An 18,726-nucleotide genomic window follows, 5' to 3' on the forward strand; every position below is an offset into this window, starting at 1 on the left:
AAGAATGACCCCGCTCCAATCGACAACGTGCACCTCGAAGCCGGCGTTCGCTTGACGTCCAAGAGGTTCAGAACCAAGGCCATACGCAATGTATATAATTCATATACGTTTCATATGGAGTCCTCCGATGGGCATCGTAAAAATTTCAGACCTGATGCATGAGAACCTTCGAGTGGCGGGCAACGCGCTCAGCAGGTCCATCAATGCCCAGGCCGAGCACTGGATGCGGGTCGGCATGCTCACCGAAATGCACCCGGAGCTGGACTACCGCGAAATCTGCCAGCTGTTGATACAGGCCGAACTCTCGGGCGGGCTCGACGTTGCCGTCGTTGCCACCGGCCAGCTTGGCAAGAGGCCCCGCGCGGCCGCGACAGACAAGCACTGACGATGGCTTCCGACATCGTCATCAAGTCCCCCGAGGACATCGAGAAGGCGCGGCGGGCCGCCCGTCTTGCCGCCGAGGTTTTGGCCATGATCGAGCCCTACGTCGTGCCCGGCGTGAGCACCGACAGGCTCGACCAGATCTGCCACGACCACATCGTGAACGTGCAGGGCGCCATTCCCGCCAACGTGGGCTACCTGGGGTATCCCAAGACCATCCTCACCTCCGTCAACCAGGTGGTCTGCCATGGCATTCCTTCGCCCGACAAGATCTTGAAGAAGGGCGACATCGTCAACATCGACGTTGCCGTCATCAAGGACGGATGGTTCGGCGACACCAGCCGCATGTTCTTCGCCGGAGAACCTAGTGTGCTGGCCCGTCGCCTCGTCGAGACCACTTACGAAGCCATGCTGGCCGGAATCCATCAGGTGAAGCCGGGCGCAACGCTCGGCGATGTCGGCCATGCCATCCAGTCGGTCGCTCACCGCGAGCACTTCAGCGTGGTGCGCGAATACTGCGGGCACGGCATCGGTCAGGTCTACCACGAAGACCTGCAGGTGCTGCACTACGGGCGGCGCGGCGAAGGGATCAGGCTGCAACCGGGCATGGTCTTCACCATCGAGCCGATGCTCAATGCCGGCAAACGCGAAACCAGGCAATTGGCCGACGGGTGGACCGTCGTGACAAAAGACAGGTCGCTGTCGGCGCAGTGGGAGCACATGGTGGCCGTCACGCCCGAGGGGTATGAGGTGCTGACGGCCTGGCCAGGAGGCACGGGCGCGTACGCGCCGGTTTGATGCTTGGCTGGGGCGCTACCGAAACAGCGGCGCTGCCGTGTCTTTCGTGTCTGGGGGCGTGAGGTTCAAGGCGCTGCTGCGCAGCCTTCGGGCTTGAACACCCTTGCGGTCGACGCCGGGTATTTTTCCAACTTGGCAGCCGGCCGCGCAGGGCGCGGGAGCAATTCGCCGCCACAGTTCGGGCACGTTCCGGCAAGGCGCCGGGTCGCGCAGTCGCTGCAGAACGTGCACTCGAAGGAGCAGATGCGGGCATCGGCTGAATCCGCCGGCAGATCGCGGTCGCAGCACTCGCACCCGGGGCGCATTTGAAGCATGGCGAAACCTCGGAAAGTTGGGTCGGCGGAGCTTAAACGAAGGCGCGCCGGCGAGCCGCGCGGCGCCGGTGGCGGTCGCCACGAGGCGATTACATTCACGGCGAGGCCGATTTTTCGCGGCGCAACGAGAAGGTGTGCGGGTGGTGGATTTCATACTTGTCCTGGCCCCTTTCATCCTGGCCTGGTGGCTGGCGGGATGGCCGGGAAAAGCCGATCCGGTTGCGGTGAAGGCCGCGGGGCTGAGCTTTCTCTTTTTCGGTGCCTCGATGCTTTTGCGCCTGGCCGTTTTCGGCAGGCAGATGCCCGCCGGCAAGTACAGCGGGCGCCTGATGACGACGGGGGGAACCGTCGGCTTCTGCGTATTCATCGCGGCTGTCGGGGTCGTGGTTCTGCTTGCTCATTCCTGGTTCGCGAAGAGAAGATAGGGCTGGTTGCAGCGCGCTGCGGCGAAGCCTCATCCAAAACCCATCCCGCCGCGTACATGAGCCGACGGCACGCGCATCGACGTGCCTCCACCGAGGAAAACGGACATGCCGCAAGACATCGCATTCGCCATCCGCTGGGTTGAAAAAGGCCTGGTCCCAGACACCATGGTTCGCCAGGGCATCCGCCGGCTGCTGAAGGAGCGGCTGGCCGAGTTGCATGCCGGCAACGCCCTGGCGGTGGCCGAGCTGACGCAGGACTTTGTCGCCCGCATGGGCGCGGCCCACCTGGCGCCGCTGCCCGAGAAGGCCAACGAGCAGCACTACGAGGTGCCGGCCGCGTTCTTTGCCGAAGTGCTCGGCAACCACCGCAAGTACAGCAGTTGCTACTGGCCCGAAGGCACGCAGACGCTGGAAGAGGCCGAGTCGGCCGCGTTGGCGGCCACGTGCGAGCGCGCCGGCCTTGTCAACGGGCAGGACGTGCTGGAGCTGGGCTGCGGCTGGGGCTCGCTGACGCTGTGGATGGCCGAGCACTACCCGGGCAGCCGCATCACGGCGCTGTCCAACTCGAACTCGCAGCGCGAATACATCGAGGCGCAGGCGGCGCAGCGGGGTTTGCACAACGTGCGGGTGCTGACCCGCGACATCAACGTGTTCGACACCGACGAGCGCTTCGACCGCGTGGTGTCGGTCGAGATGTTCGAGCACCTGCGCAACTGGCCGCAGGCCTTTGCGAACGTGGCGCGCTGGCTGAAGCCGGGCGGGCGCTTCTTCATGCACGTGTTCGCGCACCGCGAGGCGCCGTACCCCTTCGAGGTGCGCGACCCCAGCGACTGGATGAGCAAGTACTTCTTCTCCGGCGGCATGATGCCCAGCGACGATCTGGCGCTGCATTGCCAGGACGACCTGCGCCTGCTGCGCCGCTGGCGCTGGGAAGGCAGCCATTACCAGCGCACGGCCGAGGCCTGGCTGCGCAACATGGACGAGCGCCGTGCCGCGCTGCGCCCGCTGTTCCAGGCCACCTACGGCGCCGAGGCCAATGTGTGGTGGACGCGCTGGCGGCTGTTCTTCATGTCGGTGGCCGAGCTGTTCGGTTTCGACCACGGGCAGCGCTGGTGGGTGAGCCACTACCTGTTCGAGCGCCGCGCATGAGTAGCTCCATGGGCATGGCGCTGGCCGGGCTGGCCTGGACGGCGCTGCTGGCGGTGCTGGCCTGGCTCGCCAGCCTCGCGCGCCACGACGCGAGCCTGGTCGACCGCGTATGGCCGCTGTGCATCGTGGGCGCGGGCCTCGTCTATTTTTCGCTGCTGCCGGGGCACACGCCGCGCGGCCTGTGGATGGCGGTGCTGGGCACGGCCTGGGCGGTGCGGCTGTGCGTCTACATCACGGCGCGCAACTGGGGGCACGGCGAAGACCGGCGCTACCAGGCGATTCGCGCGCGCAACGAGCCCGGCTTCGCGTTCAAGAGCCTGTACCTGGTGTTCGCGCTGCAGGCGGTGCTGGCGTGGATTGTGTCGGCGCCGTTCCTTGTGGGCATGGCGTCGCCGCGGCCGTTGGGCGTGGCCGACTTCGCGGGCATGGCACTGGCGCTGTTCGGCATCTTCTTCGAGGCCATCGGCGATGCGCAGATGGCCCGCTTCAAGGCCGACCCCGCAAGCAAAGGGCGGGTGATGGACCGTGGCCTGTGGCGCTACACGCGCCACCCCAACTACTTCGGCGAAGCCTGCGTGTGGTGGGGCCTGTGGCTCATCGCCATCGGCGGGGCAGGCTGGAGCGGGACCTGGAGCGTGGTGTCGCCGCTGCTCATGACCTGGCTGCTGCTGACGGTCTCGGGCGTCGCCATGCTCGAAGGCGACATCGGCGAGCGCCGGCCCGCCTACCGCGACTACATTGCACGCACCAACGCCTTCCTCCCGGGGCCGGTGCGCAACAAACCCAAGGTGTCCAAGGCGTGATGAAAAACAAAGAACACGGGCTGCTTGTGCTGGCCCTGCTGGCCGCACTGTCGGGCGGTGTCGCATCGGCCACGGGCCCGGCCTCCGGCGAATGGAACTTTCGGGTGCTGCTCGACGACTCGCCCATCGGCGAGCACCGCTTCGCGCTCAGCACGGCGGGCGACGAGCGCAAGCTGACCAGCCAGGCGGAGTTCGCGGTCAAGCTGCTGGGCGTGACGGTCTACCGCTACCAGCACAGCGCCACCGAGCACTGGCGCGGCGACTGCCTGCGGCAACTGGTCTCGAAGACCGACGACGACGGCACGCGCGAGAAGGTCGATGCCGACGCGGCCACGGCCGGCAATGCGCTGGCCGTGGCCACGCCCAAGGGCACGCAGTCGGTGGAGGGCTGCGTGATGAGCTTCGCCTACTGGAACCCTTCCATCCGCACGCAAGACAAGCTGCTGAACGCGCAGAACGGCAAGCTCGAAGCGGTGCAGGTCAGCCGCGCCGGCAGCGGCACGGTGGAAGTGCGAGGCCAGCCCGTGGCGGCCACGCGCTGGCGCATCGCCACGCCGGCGCAGCCCATCGACGTCTGGTACTCGCAGCAGGGCGGCGAGTGGATCGGGCTCGACTCCACGGTAAGCGGCAACCGGAAGCTCAGCTACCGCCTGAAGTAACTGGGGTAGCTGGGGTAGCGGGCCCGATGCAGCAAGCCCCGGTCAGCGCGAAGGCACGGGCACCGGTGCATCGGCGGGCGACGGGCTGCGCCCGATCATCCACGCGCAGGCCGCCGACACCAGGCCCGCGAACAGCACGTACATGCAGATCTGCCACGGCTCGCCGCCGCCCGATTTGAGCAGCGCGGTCGCGATGATCGGCGTGATGCCCGAGGCGAAGATGCCCGAGAACTGGTAGACGAAAGAGATGCCCGTGTAGCGCACCTTGGCGTCGAACAGGTCGCAGAACAGCGCGGCTTCGGGCCCGTACACCGACGCATAAAGAATGCCGAAGGGCACGATGATGGCCAGCCACACCAGCAGCACGTTGCCGCCGCTGTGCGTCATGAGCCAGAAGCCCGGAAAGGCCGACACCGCGGTAATGATCGAGCCCCACATGTACACCTTGGGCCGCCCCATCTTGTCCGAGAGCCGGCCGAAAAAGGGAATGAAGAAGATCATCACCACCGCCGCGGCCATCACGCCCAGCAGCGCGTCGGTGCGGCTTATCTTGAGCGTGCTGGTGAGGTAGTTGATGGAGAACACGCCGAAGATGTTGAAGAACACGCCGTCGATGTAGCGCGCGCCCATGCCCTTCAGCACGTTGCCCGGGTAGCGGCGGATCATGTCCATGAACGGAATGCGCAGCTCGGCGTTGCGCGCCTTCACGGCCGCGAACTCCGGCGTTTCCTGCACGTGCAGCCGGATGTACATGCCCACCAGCACCATCACGCCGGAAATGAGAAACGCGATGCGCCAGCCCCAGGCCATGAACTGCTCGTCGGTGAGCAGGGACGACAGCAGCGCCACGACGCCCGAGGCCAGGCACAGGCCGATGGCCAGCCCGATCTGCGGCAGCGAGGCATAGAAGCCGCGCTTTTCCTTGGGCGCGTATTCATACGCCATGAGCACCGCGCCGCCCCATTCGCCGCCCAGGCCGATGCCCTGCGCAATGCGAAGCAGGAGCAGCAGCACCGGCGCCGCAATGCCGATCTGCGCATAGGTGGGCACCAGCCCGATCAGGAAGGTGGCCACGCCCATGATCATCAGCGTGATGATGAGCATGCTCTTGCGCCCGATCTTGTCGCCGAAGTGGCCGAAGATCACGCCGCCCAGCGGCCGCGTGACAAAGCCCACCGCGAAGGTGGTGTAGGCCAGCAGGACCGACACCACCGGGTCGCTGCCCGGAAAGTACAGCTTGCTGAACACGATGCCGGCCACCACGCCGTACAGGAAGAAGTCGTACCACTCGATGGTGGCGCCCACCAGGGCCGAAACCACCACCCTGCGAATCGCTTTCTCGTCGGTTGCGCTCATGTGTTTGTCTCCAATGAGGTTTTGTCGTCGTGGCGGCCTCTGCGGGCCTTTCTTTTCAGGAATCCCTGGCGTCCTCCCGGATGAGGTCGACGGCCTTTTCGGCCATCATCACGGCGGGTGCGTTGGTGTTGCCCGACACCAGCGTCGGCATTGCCGAGCAATCGATCACGCGCAGCCCCGCGATGCCGTGCACGCGCAGGCGCGCATCGACCACGGCCAGCGGGTCGCTGCCCATGCGGCAGGTGCCGGTGGGGTGGAAGATGGTGGCGCCGTTGTTGCGGCAGAACTCCAGCAACTCGGCGTCGCTCGCGGCGCCGGGTCCGGGCTTCACTTCGCGCTTGACGTAGGGGCGCATGGCCGGTGCATCGGCAATGGCGCGCGCCGCCTTCACGCCGGCCACGGTGGTGGCGCGGTCGAGCTCGGTGGCCAGGTAGTTGGGCTGCATCTCCGGCGCATCGGCCACGTCGCGCGAGCGGATGCGGATGTGCCCGCGCGACTCGGGCCGCAGCTGGCACACCGACATCGTGAAGCCCGAATACGGGTGCACCTTGCCGCCCGCCATGTCGGCCGAGAGGGTGGCCACATGGAACTGGATGTCGGGCGTGGCCGCCACCGGCCGGCCATCGGCATCTTTCAGCGCGCGCATGAAGCAGCCGCCCTGGTTGATGCCCACCGCCAGCGGGCCGGTGCGGTGCAGCAGCCATTCCATGCCCATGCCGACCTGGCCCGTCCACGAGTTGAGTTGGTCGTTGGTGGTGATGGGTTTCGTGCACTCGTAGCCCAGGCGGATCTGCAGATGGTCTTGCAGGTTTTCGCCCACGCCGGGCAGCGCGTGCACCACCGGAACGCCGAAGCGGTCGAGCAGCGCGCGCGGCCCGATGCCCGACAGCTGCAGCAGCTGCGGCGACTGGATCGACCCGGCCGACAGCAGCACCTCGGCGCGGCAGCGCGCGGTCTTTATTTCGTTGCCTTGCCGGTAGCGGATGCCGACGGCGCGGCGCCCGTCGAACAGCAACTGGTCGGCCATGGCATCGGTCTCGATGCGCAGGTTGGGCCGGTGCTTTGCCGGTACCAGGTAGGCCTTGGCGGTGCTGCATCGCCAGCCCTTGTGCGTGGTCAGCTGGTAGTAGCCCGCGCCTTCCTGCGCCGCGCCGTTGAAGTCTTCGGTGCGCGGCACGCCAGTCTGCTGCGCACCATCGATGAAGGCTTCGATGAGCTCGTGCTTCGCCGCGATGTCCGACACCTTCAGCGGCCCGTCGCCGCCGTGGAAGGCGTTGCCGCCGCGTTGGTTGCCTTCGGACTTCATGAAGTAGGGCAGCACGTCGTCGTAGCCCCAGCCGGCGTTGCCCAGCGCGGCCCAGTGGTCGTAGTCCTCGCGCTGGCCGCGGATGTAGATCAGCCCGTTGATCGCGCTCGAGCCGCCCAGCGTGCGGCCGCGTGGCCAGTAGATGCGCCGGCCGTTCATGTTCGGGTCGGGGTCGGTCTCGAAGCGCCAGTTGTAGGTGGGGCTCCACATCGTCTTGCCGTAGCCGATGGGCAGGTGGATCCAGAGCGACCTGTCGGGCGGGCCGGCTTCGAGCAGCAGCACCCGCGTGGACGGGTCTTCGCTCAGCCGGCCGGCCAGCACGCAGCCGGCTGAACCGGCGCCAACCACGATGTAGTCGAACTCTTGATCTGGCATGCGGGAATCCGGGAGTGGAACAATCGCTTCGCTCCGTCGCATACTAGGTTATTGATTTTCGGAACGCAACGTTCCACTTTAAAGGTTTACCCGCATGCCCCGTCCCGCGCGCACGCCTGCCGCCGCCGTTGTTGTTGCCACTGCCGCCGATGTTTCTTCCGTGGCGCCGGTGGCCCCCGTGGCCGACGAGCCCGGCTCCGGCTCCTCGGCCGAACGCAGCCTGCGCCTGCTGGCGCTGCTGGCCAACGAGGGCCGTGCGCTCACGCTGGCCGAACTGGCCGCGCAACTGGGCCTGCCCAAGGGCACCGCGCACCGCATCTGCACGCAGCTGCTGGCCACGGGCTTCCTGGCGCGCGACGTGGACGAACGCTCCTTCAGCGTCGGCCCCGCGCTGCGCAAGCTGGCCTTCGACACGCTGAACCACGGCGTGGTGCGCGGCCTGCGGCACGAGGTGCTGTCGGAGCTGGTGCGACAGGTGGGAGAGACCTGCAACCTCACCACGCTCGATGGCGCGCAGGTGCTGTACCTCGACCGCGTCGAGGCGCAATGGCCGCTGCGGCTGACGCTAGACGTCGGCTCGCACGTGCCGCTGCATTGCACCGCCAGCGGCAAGCTGTTCCTGGCGCTGATGCCGAAGAAAGAGCGCGACGCGCTGATCGACAGGCTGCCGCTCGAACGCATGACCGCCAATACCCTTACTACGGCCGATGCGCTGCGCGCCGAGTGCGACGCCATCGCCAAGGGCGGCTACTCGCGCGACCGCGAGGAGTTCATTGCCGGCCTGGTCGCGGTGGCCGTGCCGGTGCGCGATGCGGCCGGTGCCGTGCGCGCCGCGCTGGCGGTGCATGCGCCGACGGCGCGCATGTCGATGGACGAAGCGTTGAAGCGCATCGATGCGCTGAAGGCCGCGGCGGAAAAGATGAGCGGGCTGCTCTGAGCGTTTTCAGGGGCGCTTCAGCTTCCGCTGTGGAGCGAAAAAAGCTGGGTTCTAATCCTTCAAAGCGCCTCGGCAACAGGACGCTTTAAAGAACAAGAGATCAATAGAGGGTCAGAGAAAAATGGACATCTTCACTGGGTTCACTTTCTGGGTAGGGCTGTGCGTGGCAGTCGGCATCTGGGCCTCCAACCGCGGCCGCAACGGCATCGGCTGGTTCTTCATCAGCGTTGTGGTCAGCCCCGTTCTCGGCTTCATCTTCCTTGCAGTGCTGGAGGATTTGTCGAAGCAGGCGGCTGGCGTGAACGCAGTCGGCGGACCTGCCGGGCAACCCTTGTCGGGCGGCTACGGCAGGCCGGGTTCGGCTGGCATCGCGAGCGCCGCCCCTACACCAACGGACGCAGACTATGCATTCGCGCTCGCGGAAGTTTCTTCCGAGCAGCGACGACCCGGTGTCTGGGCCAAAGCGTACGCGGAAGCGCTGGGTGACAACGATCGCGCCGTCGCCTATTACACGCAGCGCCGCGCGCAGGAACAGGCCACGGAGCGCGCCGCGCACGAAGCCGACGACTTGCGCAAGACCGAGGAAGGCCGCGCCTGGCTCGCGCGCCAGGCCTACGAGGCAATGCCCAAGGGAACCTGCCCGAACTGCGGCACGGTGATCCCGCTGGACGCCGCCTTGTGCCCCGTGCCGAAGTGCGGAGCGTCGTTCGATGCGCCGGACGGCTGGCGCATCAAGCCCTTGGGGACCTGAGCACGCGCATGCAGCGCCGATCCGGCACGAACCCGGTGTGGACTCCGCGCGAATGCATCCGCGCCCTGCGCTCAGACCAGCTCGAAAACGAAGTTCCCGCTCCCCGGCCGAGACAGCATGTTCTGCGCCGCGCTGCTCGCGCGCTCGAAGGCCTTTTGCCAGGCGCGCGCATCCGCCAGTTCCGCGTCGTTGACCCACTGGAAATCGGGTTCCAGCTGCTTCGACCACGCCTGGAAACAGGCGACCACGCGCGCGGGTTCGCCAAGGCTTTCTTCCAGCAGCACCAGCAGGGCCTGGCTCACCACCATCCGGTCCCGCAGTGTCAGGGCCTCGCCTTCCATGCGCACGACATAGGGCTGCCTGGACAGGGCTTCACGGCCGGCCATGCCGCACCGCTCGATAGAACCTGTTCACCGATCTCTCTCCTCGAAACATCCGACAAAGGTTGCGTCGAGAAACAGGATTGACGGCCCGACGCCTGGGCTGCGACTGTCAAAGATCGGCGGCCCAGGGTCAACGCCACTTTCTTTCAATAGGTTGCAACAAGTTGCACCGCAGGGTCAGGGAACGAACTGGTAACCCGCGCCGCGCACCACGTGCAGGGGCAGTTGCATGCCGGCCTGCCGCGCCTTGCGACGCAGCCGGCTGACGATCACGTCGAGCCGCTTGGGGTCGGCTTCGCGCAGGTCGCCGCCCACGCCCAGGAGCAGGTCGTCGCGGTTCACGACCTGCCCGCCCGTGCCCATCAGCGACGCCAGCAGGGCCCGTTCGTTGGTGGTGAGCTTCAGCTGCCGCCCTGCGGGGTCGCGCAGCACCCAGTCGCCTTCGGCGAGCCGCCATGCCGGCGCGGGAGCAACTGCAGCCGCGGCAGCGTCCGGCCGCGTGGCCGGCGCTTGCGGCTGCATCACGGCGCGCACGCGGCTGCCGAGCATGCGGATGGTGGCGGCCAGTTCCTCGATGTGCACGGGCTTGACCATGTACACGTCGGCACCTCGGCGCAGCGCCTCGATGCGTTCCTCGACCGCGCCGCGGGCGGACGCCATGACGATGCCTACGGGGCCCGACGCGCGCAGTTGCGCGGCGAGCGAAAGGCCGTCTTCGCCGTGCAACCCGATGTCGAGCACGGCGACCTCGCAGGGCGCCAGCGCATGCGCCTTGTAGAAGGCCGGTGCGTCGGGCAGGCCGCGCACGTCGAAGCCCGCGTTGCCCAGCAGCAGCACGATGTCTTCGCGCAGGTCGTCGTCGTCTTCGACCACGTACACGCGCAGCGGCGTTGCAGTGTCGGGCGCGTTCATGCGGTGCATCCGGTGCTGCCTTCAGCGTTGCGGAATGGGGCTCGGCACGACCGGCACATGAAAGCGGAAGACCGAGCCCGTGGCATCGGAGCGCACCAGCACCAGCGAGCCGTTGTGCGCGCGCGCAATCTCGGCGCCCAGGAACAGGCCGAGCCCGGTGCCGCTGGCGCTGCGCGTGGCGGCGCCGCGAAAGAAGCGCTCGAAGATGCGGCCGCGCTCTTCCACCGGAATGCCGCCGCCGCGGTCCACCACGTCGACGCAGGCGACATGGTCCTGCACGGTGAGGCGGATGTCGACGTCGCTGTCGGGCGCTGAATACTTGATGGCATTTTGAAGAAGGTTGTGAAGTGCGATCTCGAGCAGCGCGGGGTCGCCATGGACCCACGCGTCGCCGTGCGGCAATTGCAGCCGTATGCGTGTCTGTTCGATCGGGCCGAAGGGCGCTATCAACCCTTCGAGCAGCTTGCGCAGGTCGGTGGCCTCGGCTTTCAGCAGGGCGCTTTCGCCGTGCAGCCGGTCTTCGGCCAGGCAGTTGACCACCAGCTGCGTCAGCCGCTGCACGGCGCGGCGGATCTTCGCCACGCGCGGCTGCACCTCCACCTTCGGCAGCCCGATCGATTGCGCGGCCGCATCGATGACGGCCAGCGGCGTGCGGAACTCGTGCGACACCAGCGAGACGAACTGGCGCTGCTGCTGCAGGGCCTTGCGCTCCGACGCCAGCGCGGCTTCCAGGCTGGCCTCGGCCTGCCGGCGCCGGCCGATTTCCTCGGCCAGCAAGGCGTTGCTGCGAAACAGTTCCAGGGTGCGCTGCTGCACCTTCTCTTCGAGCATTCGCTCGGCGCGTTGCGCGTCGTCCAGCGCGCGGCGCCGGGTCTGGCGCAACTGGGTTTCGGCGCGGCGGGTGCGGTCGGCCACGATGATGGCGAGCAGCAGCATGTAGGCCAGCCGCACGGCCGTCCATGTGGGGCCCAGGCCTTCGTCGGGGCCGACTTCCATCAGGCCCATCCATCGCAGGCGCGCGAGCAGGCTCGACACGGCGAGCAGCAGCATCAGCGCGGCCGGCCACGCAAACTGCCATTGGCGCTTGACGAACAGCAGCCAGCCGGCCACGCCGATGGTGCCGACCAGCGCCGAGAGTTCCAGCACCGCCATCCATGGCTCGATGGCTGCGTGGTGGCCGGCCAGCGCCAGTGCCGCGTTCAGCAGGTTCAGCACCACGAAGGCGCTGGCCGTTCGCGCGGCGCGGGGCAGGTGGTGCCTGAACTCGAACAGGCGCGAGACGAACAGCGCGGTCGATGCCTGGAACAGCGCCTGCAGCACGGCGCGCAGGCCCATGCCGGCCAGCTGCTGGGGCTCGCGCATCGATGGTACGACCTGCCAGCCATGCAGCAGCAAGGCGGCCAGCATGACCAGCGCGAAGTGCAAAAAGAGCGGGTCGCGCAGCCACTTCCAGAACACGAGGTTGAGCACCAGCAGCGCGAAGGTCGCGCCCGCGCTCACGCTGAGGTAGGTGCTGAGCTGCCTCTGCTGGCGCTCGAAGCCGCTGTCCTGCAGCAGCTGGAAGCCGTCGGTGGCCAGCGTGTCTTGCAGGTGCATGTAGTAGGTGGCCGGCGAGGGCGGCAACTGCACCGGAAAAAACAGGTCGGAGCTCACGAAGCGCCAGCTCAGCGGAAACTGGCGGGGCGCGTGTCCGGACGGATGCACGCCGGTGGCATCGGGCCCGTGCAGCGTCACCGTGCCGGGGCGCACGGCGCGCACGCGCAGCCACCATTCGCCGGGCGCTTCGACGGTGCGCGACAGGGTGAAGCGGGCCCAGCACTCGAAGCCGGCGGCGCACTTCAGCGAAGCGGCATCGCCGGCCGGCGCGAACGCGGCGTCGTGTCGCCCCGCCAGCACTTCGCTGGCCGGCAGCGTGCCGGCCGGACCGCGCAAGACCTCGACGCCTTGCCCGAAGCCGAAGCCCTGTGCAACGCCGTCGGATTCGCCCACCGTGGCAGCCTGTACTGAAGCGCCGAGGCCGAGCCACGGAAACAGCAGTGTCAACAGGATGCAGCGGAGCCAGAAGCCGGGGCGGGCAGGTTCAACGGTCGGGATGGGGGCTTCTCCAGCGGCGGCAGTTCACAATATTTTGACAATTCTCACACCGCTGCAAGAAGGCTGCACGGCGCGGCAGATCGCGGCGCCAAGGCGCCACGCCGCCGCCGCGCAAGGTTCAGCCGAGCAGGCCGAACAGGGACCGCACCACGCTCACCGTCGCCAGCGCGATCAGCAGGTTCAGCACATGCCTGCGGAACTGCTCCGGCGACACGCCCTTGAACGAGCGCTGTCCGTACCAGATGCCCGCCAGCATCGCGGGCGCCAGCCACAGCGCCCACTTGAGCGTGTCGGGTCCCAGCAGGTTGCCCGAGCCGTGGGCCGAAGAGGGCATGAGCGCGGCGCACACCAGCGACACCACGTCGCTGAACAGCAGCAGCGCGATCAGCGTGGCGCGCAGCGCGGCCGGCGCCATCTTCGCGGTGCTCAGCAGCACCGCGATCGCGATGCCGCCGATGGCCGCCACGCCGTTGATGAAGCCCGACGCCAGCCCGGCCGCCAGCCGCACGCCGCGCGTGGGCACCAGCGTCACGTGGGCGCCGCCGCGCAGCAGCAGGGCGGCTGCCATCAGCAGCGCGCCGATGAGCAGGCGCAGCGGCGTTTCGGGCAGCCACGCCAGCAGCGCCACGCCGATGGGAATGCAGATGAGGTTGCCCAGCATCAGCCAGCTGAGCCAGGGCATGTCGACGTCGCGCGCAATGCCGCGCAGCTGGCTCAGGCTGGCCAAGATTTCCAGCGCGAAGATCGCGGGCACCACCAGCGCGGGCGACACCACCAGCGACATCCCGGCCACCGTGATGGCCGAGAAGCCGAAGCCCGCAAAGCCGCGCACGATGCCCGCCGCGAACACCACGCACAGGCTGTATGCCAGCAGCGCCGGCGCCAGCGGCGGCACCAGGAGCTCGGCCGCCGTCATGCCTGGAACAGCGGCAGCAGCTTCAGGCGCTGCACCTTTCCGGAGGGGCCGCGCGGCAGGTCGGTCACGAAGCGGTAATGGCCCGGCGCCTTGTAGCGGCCGAGCGCGGTGGCGCTGAAGGCGCGCAGTTCTTCCTCGGTGCAGGCAAAGCCTTCGCGCAGCACGATGCACACGCCGATCTCCTGCCCGTAGTGGCGGTCGGGTACGCCCACTGCGGCGGCCTCCAGCACGGCCGGGTGCTGCAGCAGCGCCTCGTCGATCTCGCGCGGGGCAATGTTCTCGCCGCCCTTGATGATCAGTTCCTTGATGCGCCCGGTGACGAAGAAAAAGCCGTCTTCGTCGCGGTGGCCCAGGTCGCCGGTGCGCAGCCAGCCGTCGGGCGTGAAGCTGGCGCGCGTGGCCTCGTCGTTCTTGTAGTAGCCGAGCATCACATTCGGCCCGCGGATCACCAGCTCGCCGGTGGTGCCGTCGGGCACGGCCGCCAGCTGCGCATCGACCACGCCCGCCATGCAGCCCGACGCGCGCCCCACCGAGCCGAGCTTGCGCGCGGCGGGGTCCATCGGGTTGGAGAACGAGGGCGCGGCGGTTTCGGTGAGGCCCATGGTCTCGACGATGCCGATGCCGAACATCTGCTCGAAGGCGCGATGGTGTTCCGGCGGCAGCGCGGCCGAGGCCGAACGGCAGAAGCGGATGGCCACGGTCTGTGCCAGCGGCGGCTTGGGCCCTTCGAGCAGGTACGAGACCATGGTGGGCACCACGTTGATCCAGCTGCACTGCGTGTGCGTGGCCTGGGCCCAGAAGCGGCCGGCCGAGAATTTCGGCGGCATCGCCAGGCTGCCGCCATGCGCCAGCGGCGCCAGCATGGTCACGGTGAAGGCGTTGATGTGATACAGCGGCAGCACCGCCAGCACGCGGTCGGAGGGCCGCAGTTCGTGCTCGGCGCTGATGGCGTGCGCGTTGGCCGCGAGGTTGCGCTGCGTGAGCATCACGCCCTTGGGCATACCGGTGGTGCCCGAGGTGTACATCAGCAAGGCGACGTCGCCGGGGGCGGGCGGTGGCACCGCGGATTCCGTCGTGTCGTCCGCGTCGTCCGTGCCGTCCATTTCACCCGGCAGCGCATCGCCCTCGGGGTCGGCCACGATCACCGCCACCGGCCGGTCGAAGGCCTGCACCACGTCGCGCACGCGCGCTTCCCATTCAGGCGCGACGCAGACCACGCGGCAGTCGGAATGCGCCAGCACGTAGCGCATCTGCTCCGGCTGCGACAGCAGGTTGACCGGGTTCACGCAGAAGCCGCCATGCATCGCGCCCAGCAGAAGCCGCAAGGTCAGCAGCCCGTTGGGCATGACGACCGAGACCGTGTCGCCCGGCCGCGCGCCATGGCTGCGCAGCACCGCCGCCACGTTGCGGCAACCGCGCGCCAGTTCGCCGTAGCCGAGATGGCGCTCGTTCTCCGTCGCGCGGGCGTACACGGCATGCGGCTGCAACCGCGCCTGGTGCTCGATCAGCGCGTGGACGGTTTCCGGCGCCGCGGACGTGGCCCCTGTCGTCGTGCCCACGGTGTTCTCCGCGTTCATCGCGTTCACTTCGCGCCGTGCGTCGCGAAGAAGGCTCCGAAGATCTCTTCCTCGCTAGGCACCTGTTCCGGGATCGGACGCGACACGCGCGTGATGTTCAGGTAATGGCGGTAGTTCATGTTGTCCGAGAAGTTGTTCTTGCCCCAGGTGCCGCAACCCATCGACAGCGAGAACGGCAGCCCGTTGTCGAAGCTGCCGCCGGTCGCGATGCAATGCGCCTGGTCGACGATCACGCGCGACACCGGCAGCGTGAGGCCCAGCGTGAGCGCGCGTTCGGGCACCGTGCTGTGCAGGCCCACCGAGTGGCCCGCGCCTTCGTAGGCGTAGATGCGTTCGACCGTGGCGGCCGCTTCATCGAAATTGCGCGCGGCATACACGGCGAGCACCGGGCTCAGCTTTTCGCCCGAGAACGGATGGTCGTGGCCTACCGCGTCCTCGGCCACCATGAGGATGCGCGGGTCGGTGGCCGCAATGGCCAGCCAGGCTTCGCGGTTGGCGCCGTCCACGGCCGCCGCGCGTTCGGCGATGGTGCGCGCCGACTGGCCGATGACGGCCGCCGAGAGCTTGCCCTCGGGCCACATCAGCGCCTGTAGCGTGGCCTTCTGCGGCGCCGCGAGCATGACGGCGCCACGGTCCTTCAGCGCGGCGAGCATCGGCGCGCGCACGGCATCGACGATGACCAGGCTGTTCTCCGACGAGCAGCTGGTCGCGTTGTCGAAGGTCTTGGAGCGCACGATGCGGTCGGCCGCCGCGTTGACGTCGGCCGTTTCATCGACGATGCCCGCCACGTTGCCCGCGCCCACGCCAAAGGCCGGCGTGCCGCTCGCATAGGCCGCGCGCACGTTGGCCTGCGAGCCGGTGGCCACCACCAGGTCGCACAGGCGCATGAGCTCGGCCGTGGCCTGCTTGTTGATGGGCAGCGGCAGCAACTGCACCAGGTCGCGCGGCGCGCCGATACGGTCGAACTGCTGGTGGATGAATTCGATGAGCCGTGCCGCCGTCGACCAGCCCTTGGGCGAAGGCGCGACGATGACCGCGTTGCGCCCCTTCAGTGCATTGATGATCTTGTTGGCCGGCGTGGCGCCGGGGTTGGTCGATGGCGTGACCGCGCACACCACGCCCACCGGCCGCGCAATCTCGACGATGCCGCGCGCCGGGTCTTCGCCGATCACGCCGACCGAGCGCGCGCCGTGCAGGTCGCGCAGCAGGCCGAAGGTCTTGCGATGGTTCTTTCGCACCTTGTCTTCGACGTTGCCCACGCCGGTGTCGGCCACCGCCAGCTCGGCCAGCTCGCGGTTGCGCGCCGGCTCGATGATGGCCCAGCCGGCCGCCACCACCGCGGTGTCGACCTGCGCCTGCGACCAGGTTTCATAAACGCGCTGCGCTGCGCGGGCGCGCGCCACGAGTTCGGCGATGGGAGAGGAAGAGGGGGATGCGGGGTGTTCCATGGGATCTGTCTGTATCGATCGATCAATCGACCTTGATGTTGGCTTCCTTGGCGAGCTTCTGCCAGCGCACGAGTTCGGTCGTCACGACCTTGCCGAGCTGCTCGGGCGTGCCGCCGACGCCTTCGCTGCCTTGCGCCAGCAGCTTGTCGCGGATCTCGGGTTCCTTCACCACCGTGTTGATCACGCGGTTGAGCCTGTCGATGGCCGGCTGCGGCGTCTTGGCGGGCACGAACACTGCGTACCAGGAGTCGACGTCGAAGTCGGCAATGCCGGCCTCCTGCATCGTCGGCACGTCGGGGAAGGCTGCGCTGCGCTTGGTGGTCGATACCGCCAGCGCCTTGAGCTTGCCGGCCTTCACGAACTGCGCCGCGGCCGGAATCGACACCCACAGCAGCGGCACCTGCCCGCCCATCACGTCGGTCACGGCCGGGCCGCCGCCGCGGTAGGGAATGTGCGTCATCTGCGTGCCGGTGCGCAGCTTGAGCAGCTCGCCCGCCAGGTGGCCCGGCGAGCCGTTGCCCACCGAGGCAAACGAAATGCTGTCGGGCTTGGCCTTGGCCAGCGCGACCAGCTCGGCCACCGTGTTCGGCGCGAACTGGTTGTTGGCCACAAGAATCTGCGGCAGCGACGCCACCATGCCCACCGGCGCAAAGTCTTTCGCGGTGTCGAAGCTCAGCTTGTTGTAGATGGCCGGGTTGATGGTGTGCGACGACAGCGTGAACAGCACCGTGTAGCCATCGGGCGCCGACTTGGCCACCACCTCGGTGCCGATGGAGCCGGCCGCGCCGCCGCGGTTGTCGATCAGCACCTGCTGGCCCAGCAGTGTCGAGAAGCGCTCCTGCACGATGCGCGCGATCACGTCCGTTCCGCCGCCGGGCGGGTAGGGCACGATCAGCCGGATCGGCTTGCTCGGGTAATCGCCGGCCGGGGGTTGCGCCTGCGCGGCAAGGGGTGCGGCCAAGGCCGCAAACGCGGCAAAAAAAGCGGCCAGCAATGCCGTGCGCAGCCAGGGTGCGGGGAACAACAGCTTCATTCGAGTCTCCTTCTCTTTGCGATGGATGTCGGGAGCGGCCCCACGGCGGGCTCGGGGCTGGCACGGTAGCCCAGCGTGATGCTGGCGTCGCGCGCGCAGGCCGTGATGCGGTCGGCCAGGCCGCGCGCCTGTGTCCGCGCAAAGCGGATCGACGGCACGCTCATGCCCACGGCCGCAATGGCCTCGCCGCGCGCGTTGAACACCGGCACGCCCAGCCCGCAGACGCCAAGCCGCCATTCCTCGCGGTTCTCGGCGTAGCCGCGCGCACGCGTGCGCTCCAGTTCAGAGAAGAGGGCATCGAAGTCGGTGATGCTGTTCTTCGTATGTGCCACCAGGGTGCCCAACCGTTCCCGCAGCGCGGGCACGTCGAGCGACGCCGCCGCGAGCAGCGCCTTGCCCGAAGCGACGCAATAAGCTGCTGCCCGGCCACCGACGCGCGAGTAGGCGGCCACGGGCAGGGGGCTGTCGAATTTGTCGAGGTAGACGATTTCGGCGCGGTCGAGCACGGCAAGATGGATGGTCTCGCCGGTGGCCTGCGCGAGCCGTGCGAGGTGCGGCCGGAGCAGTGCGCCCACATCGGCGGCTTCCGACACGAGCGCGCCAAGTTCGAAGAGACGCAAGCTCGGGCGGTAGGTGCTGGTGGCGGGGTCTTGCACGGCCCACCCGCATTCGACAAGAGTCTGAAGGGTGCGATGTGCGTTGCTGCGCGCCATGCCGAAGGCCTGTGCCAGATCGGTGACGCGGCAGTCGCGCTGCTGACGCGTCATCCATTCGATGGCGGCGAGACCCTTGGCGAGCGTGGAGTCCATGAGACCTTTGTGTTGTTCCAAATATTGGAACGTCGTTCTCGGATGTGAAACGCAATGTATGAACGCTTGGGGTTCTTTGTCAACCGGGGAAAGGAGACTTTGCGTATGCCTGCCTTGTGGTTGCTGCTGGTGCTGCTGTTCGGCTCACTCAGGGCGCTGCGGTTCTTCAGGGCGACGCTCACGCCGACGGTGTGCTCTGCTCCGCGAATGTCCCCCGCTTCGCTCCTCCTTTATTTCGCTGCGCAGAGCACACCATCCGCGTGAGCGTCATCAGAGTGGTCGTTGATCAGCGGTACACCA

General features: G+C 67.9%; 19 protein-coding genes. 7 read left to right on the plus strand and 12 right to left on the minus strand.

Annotated features, from left to right (window positions below):
* The first annotated feature begins 127 nt into the window (after positions 1–127).
* Together DBV14_RS31880 and map are read left to right on the plus strand one after the other, a co-directional pair.
* Positions 128–385, plus strand: a complete 258-nt coding sequence (locus DBV14_RS31880) for a ParD-like family protein (protein ID WP_124465838.1) — start codon at positions 128–130, stop codon at positions 383–385.
* Between the two features lie 2 nt (positions 386–387).
* Complete coding sequence (gene map, locus DBV14_RS31885) at positions 388–1,179, plus strand: type I methionyl aminopeptidase (RefSeq protein WP_124465841.1); 792 nt, start codon at positions 388–390, stop codon at positions 1,177–1,179.
* A gap of 65 nt (positions 1,180–1,244) precedes the next feature.
* Here map and DBV14_RS31890 read toward each other — a convergent pair whose 3' ends face one another.
* Both DBV14_RS31890 and DBV14_RS31895 read right to left on the minus strand, forming a co-directional pair.
* Entirely contained in the window at positions 1,245–1,493 is a 249-nt protein-coding gene (locus DBV14_RS31890) for a DUF1272 domain-containing protein (protein ID WP_124465844.1), read from the minus strand.
* 95 nt (positions 1,494–1,588) lie between these two features.
* Positions 1,589–1,894, minus strand: coding sequence for a hypothetical protein (locus tag DBV14_RS31895; RefSeq protein WP_124465847.1), 306 nt, complete (start codon positions 1,892–1,894; stop codon positions 1,589–1,591).
* 129 nt (positions 1,895–2,023) lie between these two features.
* Between DBV14_RS31895 and DBV14_RS31900 the strand changes: the two genes are divergently transcribed.
* The 3 genes from DBV14_RS31900 to DBV14_RS31910 are packed head-to-tail and all read left to right on the plus strand — an operon-like array spanning position 2,024 to position 4,529.
* Entirely contained in the window at positions 2,024–3,067 is a 1,044-nt protein-coding gene (locus DBV14_RS31900; RefSeq protein WP_124465850.1) for a cyclopropane-fatty-acyl-phospholipid synthase family protein, read from the plus strand.
* Entirely contained in the window at positions 3,064–3,870 is an 807-nt protein-coding gene (locus DBV14_RS31905; protein WP_124465853.1) for a DUF1295 domain-containing protein, read from the plus strand. Before DBV14_RS31900 ends, DBV14_RS31905 begins: the two co-directional genes overlap by 4 nt.
* Positions 3,870–4,529, plus strand: coding sequence for a DUF6134 family protein (locus tag DBV14_RS31910; protein ID WP_124465856.1), 660 nt, complete (start codon positions 3,870–3,872; stop codon positions 4,527–4,529). Before DBV14_RS31905 ends, DBV14_RS31910 begins: the two co-directional genes overlap by 1 nt.
* 42 nt (positions 4,530–4,571) lie before the next feature.
* Here DBV14_RS31910 and DBV14_RS31915 read toward each other — a convergent pair whose 3' ends face one another.
* Together DBV14_RS31915 and DBV14_RS31920 are read right to left on the minus strand one after the other, a co-directional pair.
* A complete protein-coding gene (locus DBV14_RS31915; protein ID WP_124465859.1) occupies positions 4,572–5,885 on the minus strand; it encodes an MFS transporter in 1,314 nt (437 codons plus the stop codon).
* Between the two features lie 55 nt (positions 5,886–5,940).
* On the minus strand, positions 5,941–7,566 hold the full coding sequence (locus tag DBV14_RS31920) for a GMC family oxidoreductase (RefSeq protein WP_124465862.1): 1,626 nt from the start codon (positions 7,564–7,566) through the stop codon (positions 5,941–5,943).
* Positions 7,567–7,660: 94 nt separating this feature from the next.
* On the opposite strand from DBV14_RS31920, the gene DBV14_RS31925 reads away from it, so the two are divergent.
* Both DBV14_RS31925 and DBV14_RS31930 read left to right on the plus strand, forming a co-directional pair.
* On the plus strand, positions 7,661–8,503 hold the full coding sequence (locus DBV14_RS31925) for an IclR family transcriptional regulator (RefSeq protein ID WP_124465865.1): 843 nt from the start codon (positions 7,661–7,663) through the stop codon (positions 8,501–8,503).
* Positions 8,504–8,624: 121 nt separating this feature from the next.
* A complete protein-coding gene (locus DBV14_RS31930; protein ID WP_124465868.1) occupies positions 8,625–9,254 on the plus strand; it encodes a zinc ribbon domain-containing protein in 630 nt (209 codons plus the stop codon).
* A 71-nt stretch (positions 9,255–9,325) separates the two neighbouring features.
* On the opposite strand, the gene DBV14_RS31935 is transcribed toward DBV14_RS31930, so the two are convergent.
* The 8 genes from DBV14_RS31935 to DBV14_RS31970 form a co-directional block, all read right to left on the minus strand.
* A complete protein-coding gene (locus DBV14_RS31935) occupies positions 9,326–9,640 on the minus strand; it encodes a hypothetical protein (RefSeq protein ID WP_124465871.1) in 315 nt (104 codons plus the stop codon).
* A 174-nt stretch (positions 9,641–9,814) separates the two neighbouring features.
* Positions 9,815–10,549, minus strand: a complete 735-nt coding sequence (locus DBV14_RS31940; protein WP_124465874.1) for a response regulator transcription factor — start codon at positions 10,547–10,549, stop codon at positions 9,815–9,817.
* Between the two features lie 21 nt (positions 10,550–10,570).
* Positions 10,571–12,592: an ATP-binding protein gene (locus tag DBV14_RS31945; RefSeq protein ID WP_124465878.1), complete on the minus strand. Its 2,022-nt coding sequence runs from the start codon at positions 12,590–12,592 to the stop codon at positions 10,571–10,573.
* 169 nt (positions 12,593–12,761) lie between these two features.
* Entirely contained in the window at positions 12,762–13,559 is a 798-nt protein-coding gene (locus DBV14_RS31950; protein ID WP_124465881.1) for a sulfite exporter TauE/SafE family protein, read from the minus strand.
* The gene (locus tag DBV14_RS31955; RefSeq protein ID WP_124465884.1) at positions 13,556–15,136 is read right to left on the minus strand and encodes an AMP-binding protein; all 1,581 of its coding nucleotides are present in this window, start codon (positions 15,134–15,136) and stop codon (positions 13,556–13,558) included. The genes DBV14_RS31950 and DBV14_RS31955 overlap by 4 nt, the downstream gene beginning before the upstream one ends.
* 5 nt (positions 15,137–15,141) lie before the next feature.
* On the minus strand, positions 15,142–16,584 hold the full coding sequence (locus DBV14_RS31960) for an aldehyde dehydrogenase family protein (protein WP_124465887.1): 1,443 nt from the start codon (positions 16,582–16,584) through the stop codon (positions 15,142–15,144).
* Positions 16,585–16,606: 22 nt separating this feature from the next.
* Positions 16,607–17,617, minus strand: coding sequence for a tripartite tricarboxylate transporter substrate binding protein (locus tag DBV14_RS31965; RefSeq protein WP_124465890.1), 1,011 nt, complete (start codon positions 17,615–17,617; stop codon positions 16,607–16,609).
* Positions 17,614–18,426, minus strand: a complete 813-nt coding sequence (locus DBV14_RS31970) for an IclR family transcriptional regulator (RefSeq protein ID WP_124465893.1) — start codon at positions 18,424–18,426, stop codon at positions 17,614–17,616. The genes DBV14_RS31965 and DBV14_RS31970 overlap by 4 nt, the downstream gene beginning before the upstream one ends.
* Between the last annotated feature and the right edge of the window lie 300 nt (positions 18,427–18,726).

Origin of the sequence: Variovorax sp. KBW07, assembly GCF_003852515.1 — a bacterium.
GTDB lineage: Bacteria > Pseudomonadota > Gammaproteobacteria > Burkholderiales > Burkholderiaceae_C > Variovorax.

Coding starts and splice junctions, on each gene's coding strand:
- DBV14_RS31880 (WP_124465838.1), top strand. CDS start 128: ATGGGCATCGTAAAAATTTCAGACCTGATGCATGAGAACCTTCGAGTG.
- map (WP_124465841.1), top strand. CDS start 388: ATGGCTTCCGACATCGTCATCAAGTCCCCCGAGGACATCGAGAAGGCG.
- DBV14_RS31890 (WP_124465844.1), bottom strand. CDS start 1,493: ATGCTTCAAATGCGCCCCGGGTGCGAGTGCTGCGACCGCGATCTGCCG.
- DBV14_RS31895 (WP_124465847.1), bottom strand. CDS start 1,894: ATGAGCAAGCAGAACCACGACCCCGACAGCCGCGATGAATACGCAGAA.
- DBV14_RS31900 (WP_124465850.1), top strand. CDS start 2,024: ATGCCGCAAGACATCGCATTCGCCATCCGCTGGGTTGAAAAAGGCCTG.
- DBV14_RS31905 (WP_124465853.1), top strand. CDS start 3,064: ATGAGTAGCTCCATGGGCATGGCGCTGGCCGGGCTGGCCTGGACGGCG.
- DBV14_RS31910 (WP_124465856.1), top strand. CDS start 3,870: ATGAAAAACAAAGAACACGGGCTGCTTGTGCTGGCCCTGCTGGCCGCA.
- DBV14_RS31915 (WP_124465859.1), bottom strand. CDS start 5,885: ATGAGCGCAACCGACGAGAAAGCGATTCGCAGGGTGGTGGTTTCGGCC.
- DBV14_RS31920 (WP_124465862.1), bottom strand. CDS start 7,566: ATGCCAGATCAAGAGTTCGACTACATCGTGGTTGGCGCCGGTTCAGCC.
- DBV14_RS31925 (WP_124465865.1), top strand. CDS start 7,661: ATGCCCCGTCCCGCGCGCACGCCTGCCGCCGCCGTTGTTGTTGCCACT.
- DBV14_RS31930 (WP_124465868.1), top strand. CDS start 8,625: ATGGACATCTTCACTGGGTTCACTTTCTGGGTAGGGCTGTGCGTGGCA.
- DBV14_RS31935 (WP_124465871.1), bottom strand. CDS start 9,640: ATGGCCGGCCGTGAAGCCCTGTCCAGGCAGCCCTATGTCGTGCGCATG.
- DBV14_RS31940 (WP_124465874.1), bottom strand. CDS start 10,549: ATGAACGCGCCCGACACTGCAACGCCGCTGCGCGTGTACGTGGTCGAA.
- DBV14_RS31950 (WP_124465881.1), bottom strand. CDS start 13,559: ATGACGGCGGCCGAGCTCCTGGTGCCGCCGCTGGCGCCGGCGCTGCTG.
- DBV14_RS31955 (WP_124465884.1), bottom strand. CDS start 15,136: ATGAACGCGGAGAACACCGTGGGCACGACGACAGGGGCCACGTCCGCG.
- DBV14_RS31960 (WP_124465887.1), bottom strand. CDS start 16,584: ATGGAACACCCCGCATCCCCCTCTTCCTCTCCCATCGCCGAACTCGTG.
- DBV14_RS31965 (WP_124465890.1), bottom strand. CDS start 17,617: ATGAAGCTGTTGTTCCCCGCACCCTGGCTGCGCACGGCATTGCTGGCC.
- DBV14_RS31970 (WP_124465893.1), bottom strand. CDS start 18,426: ATGGACTCCACGCTCGCCAAGGGTCTCGCCGCCATCGAATGGATGACG.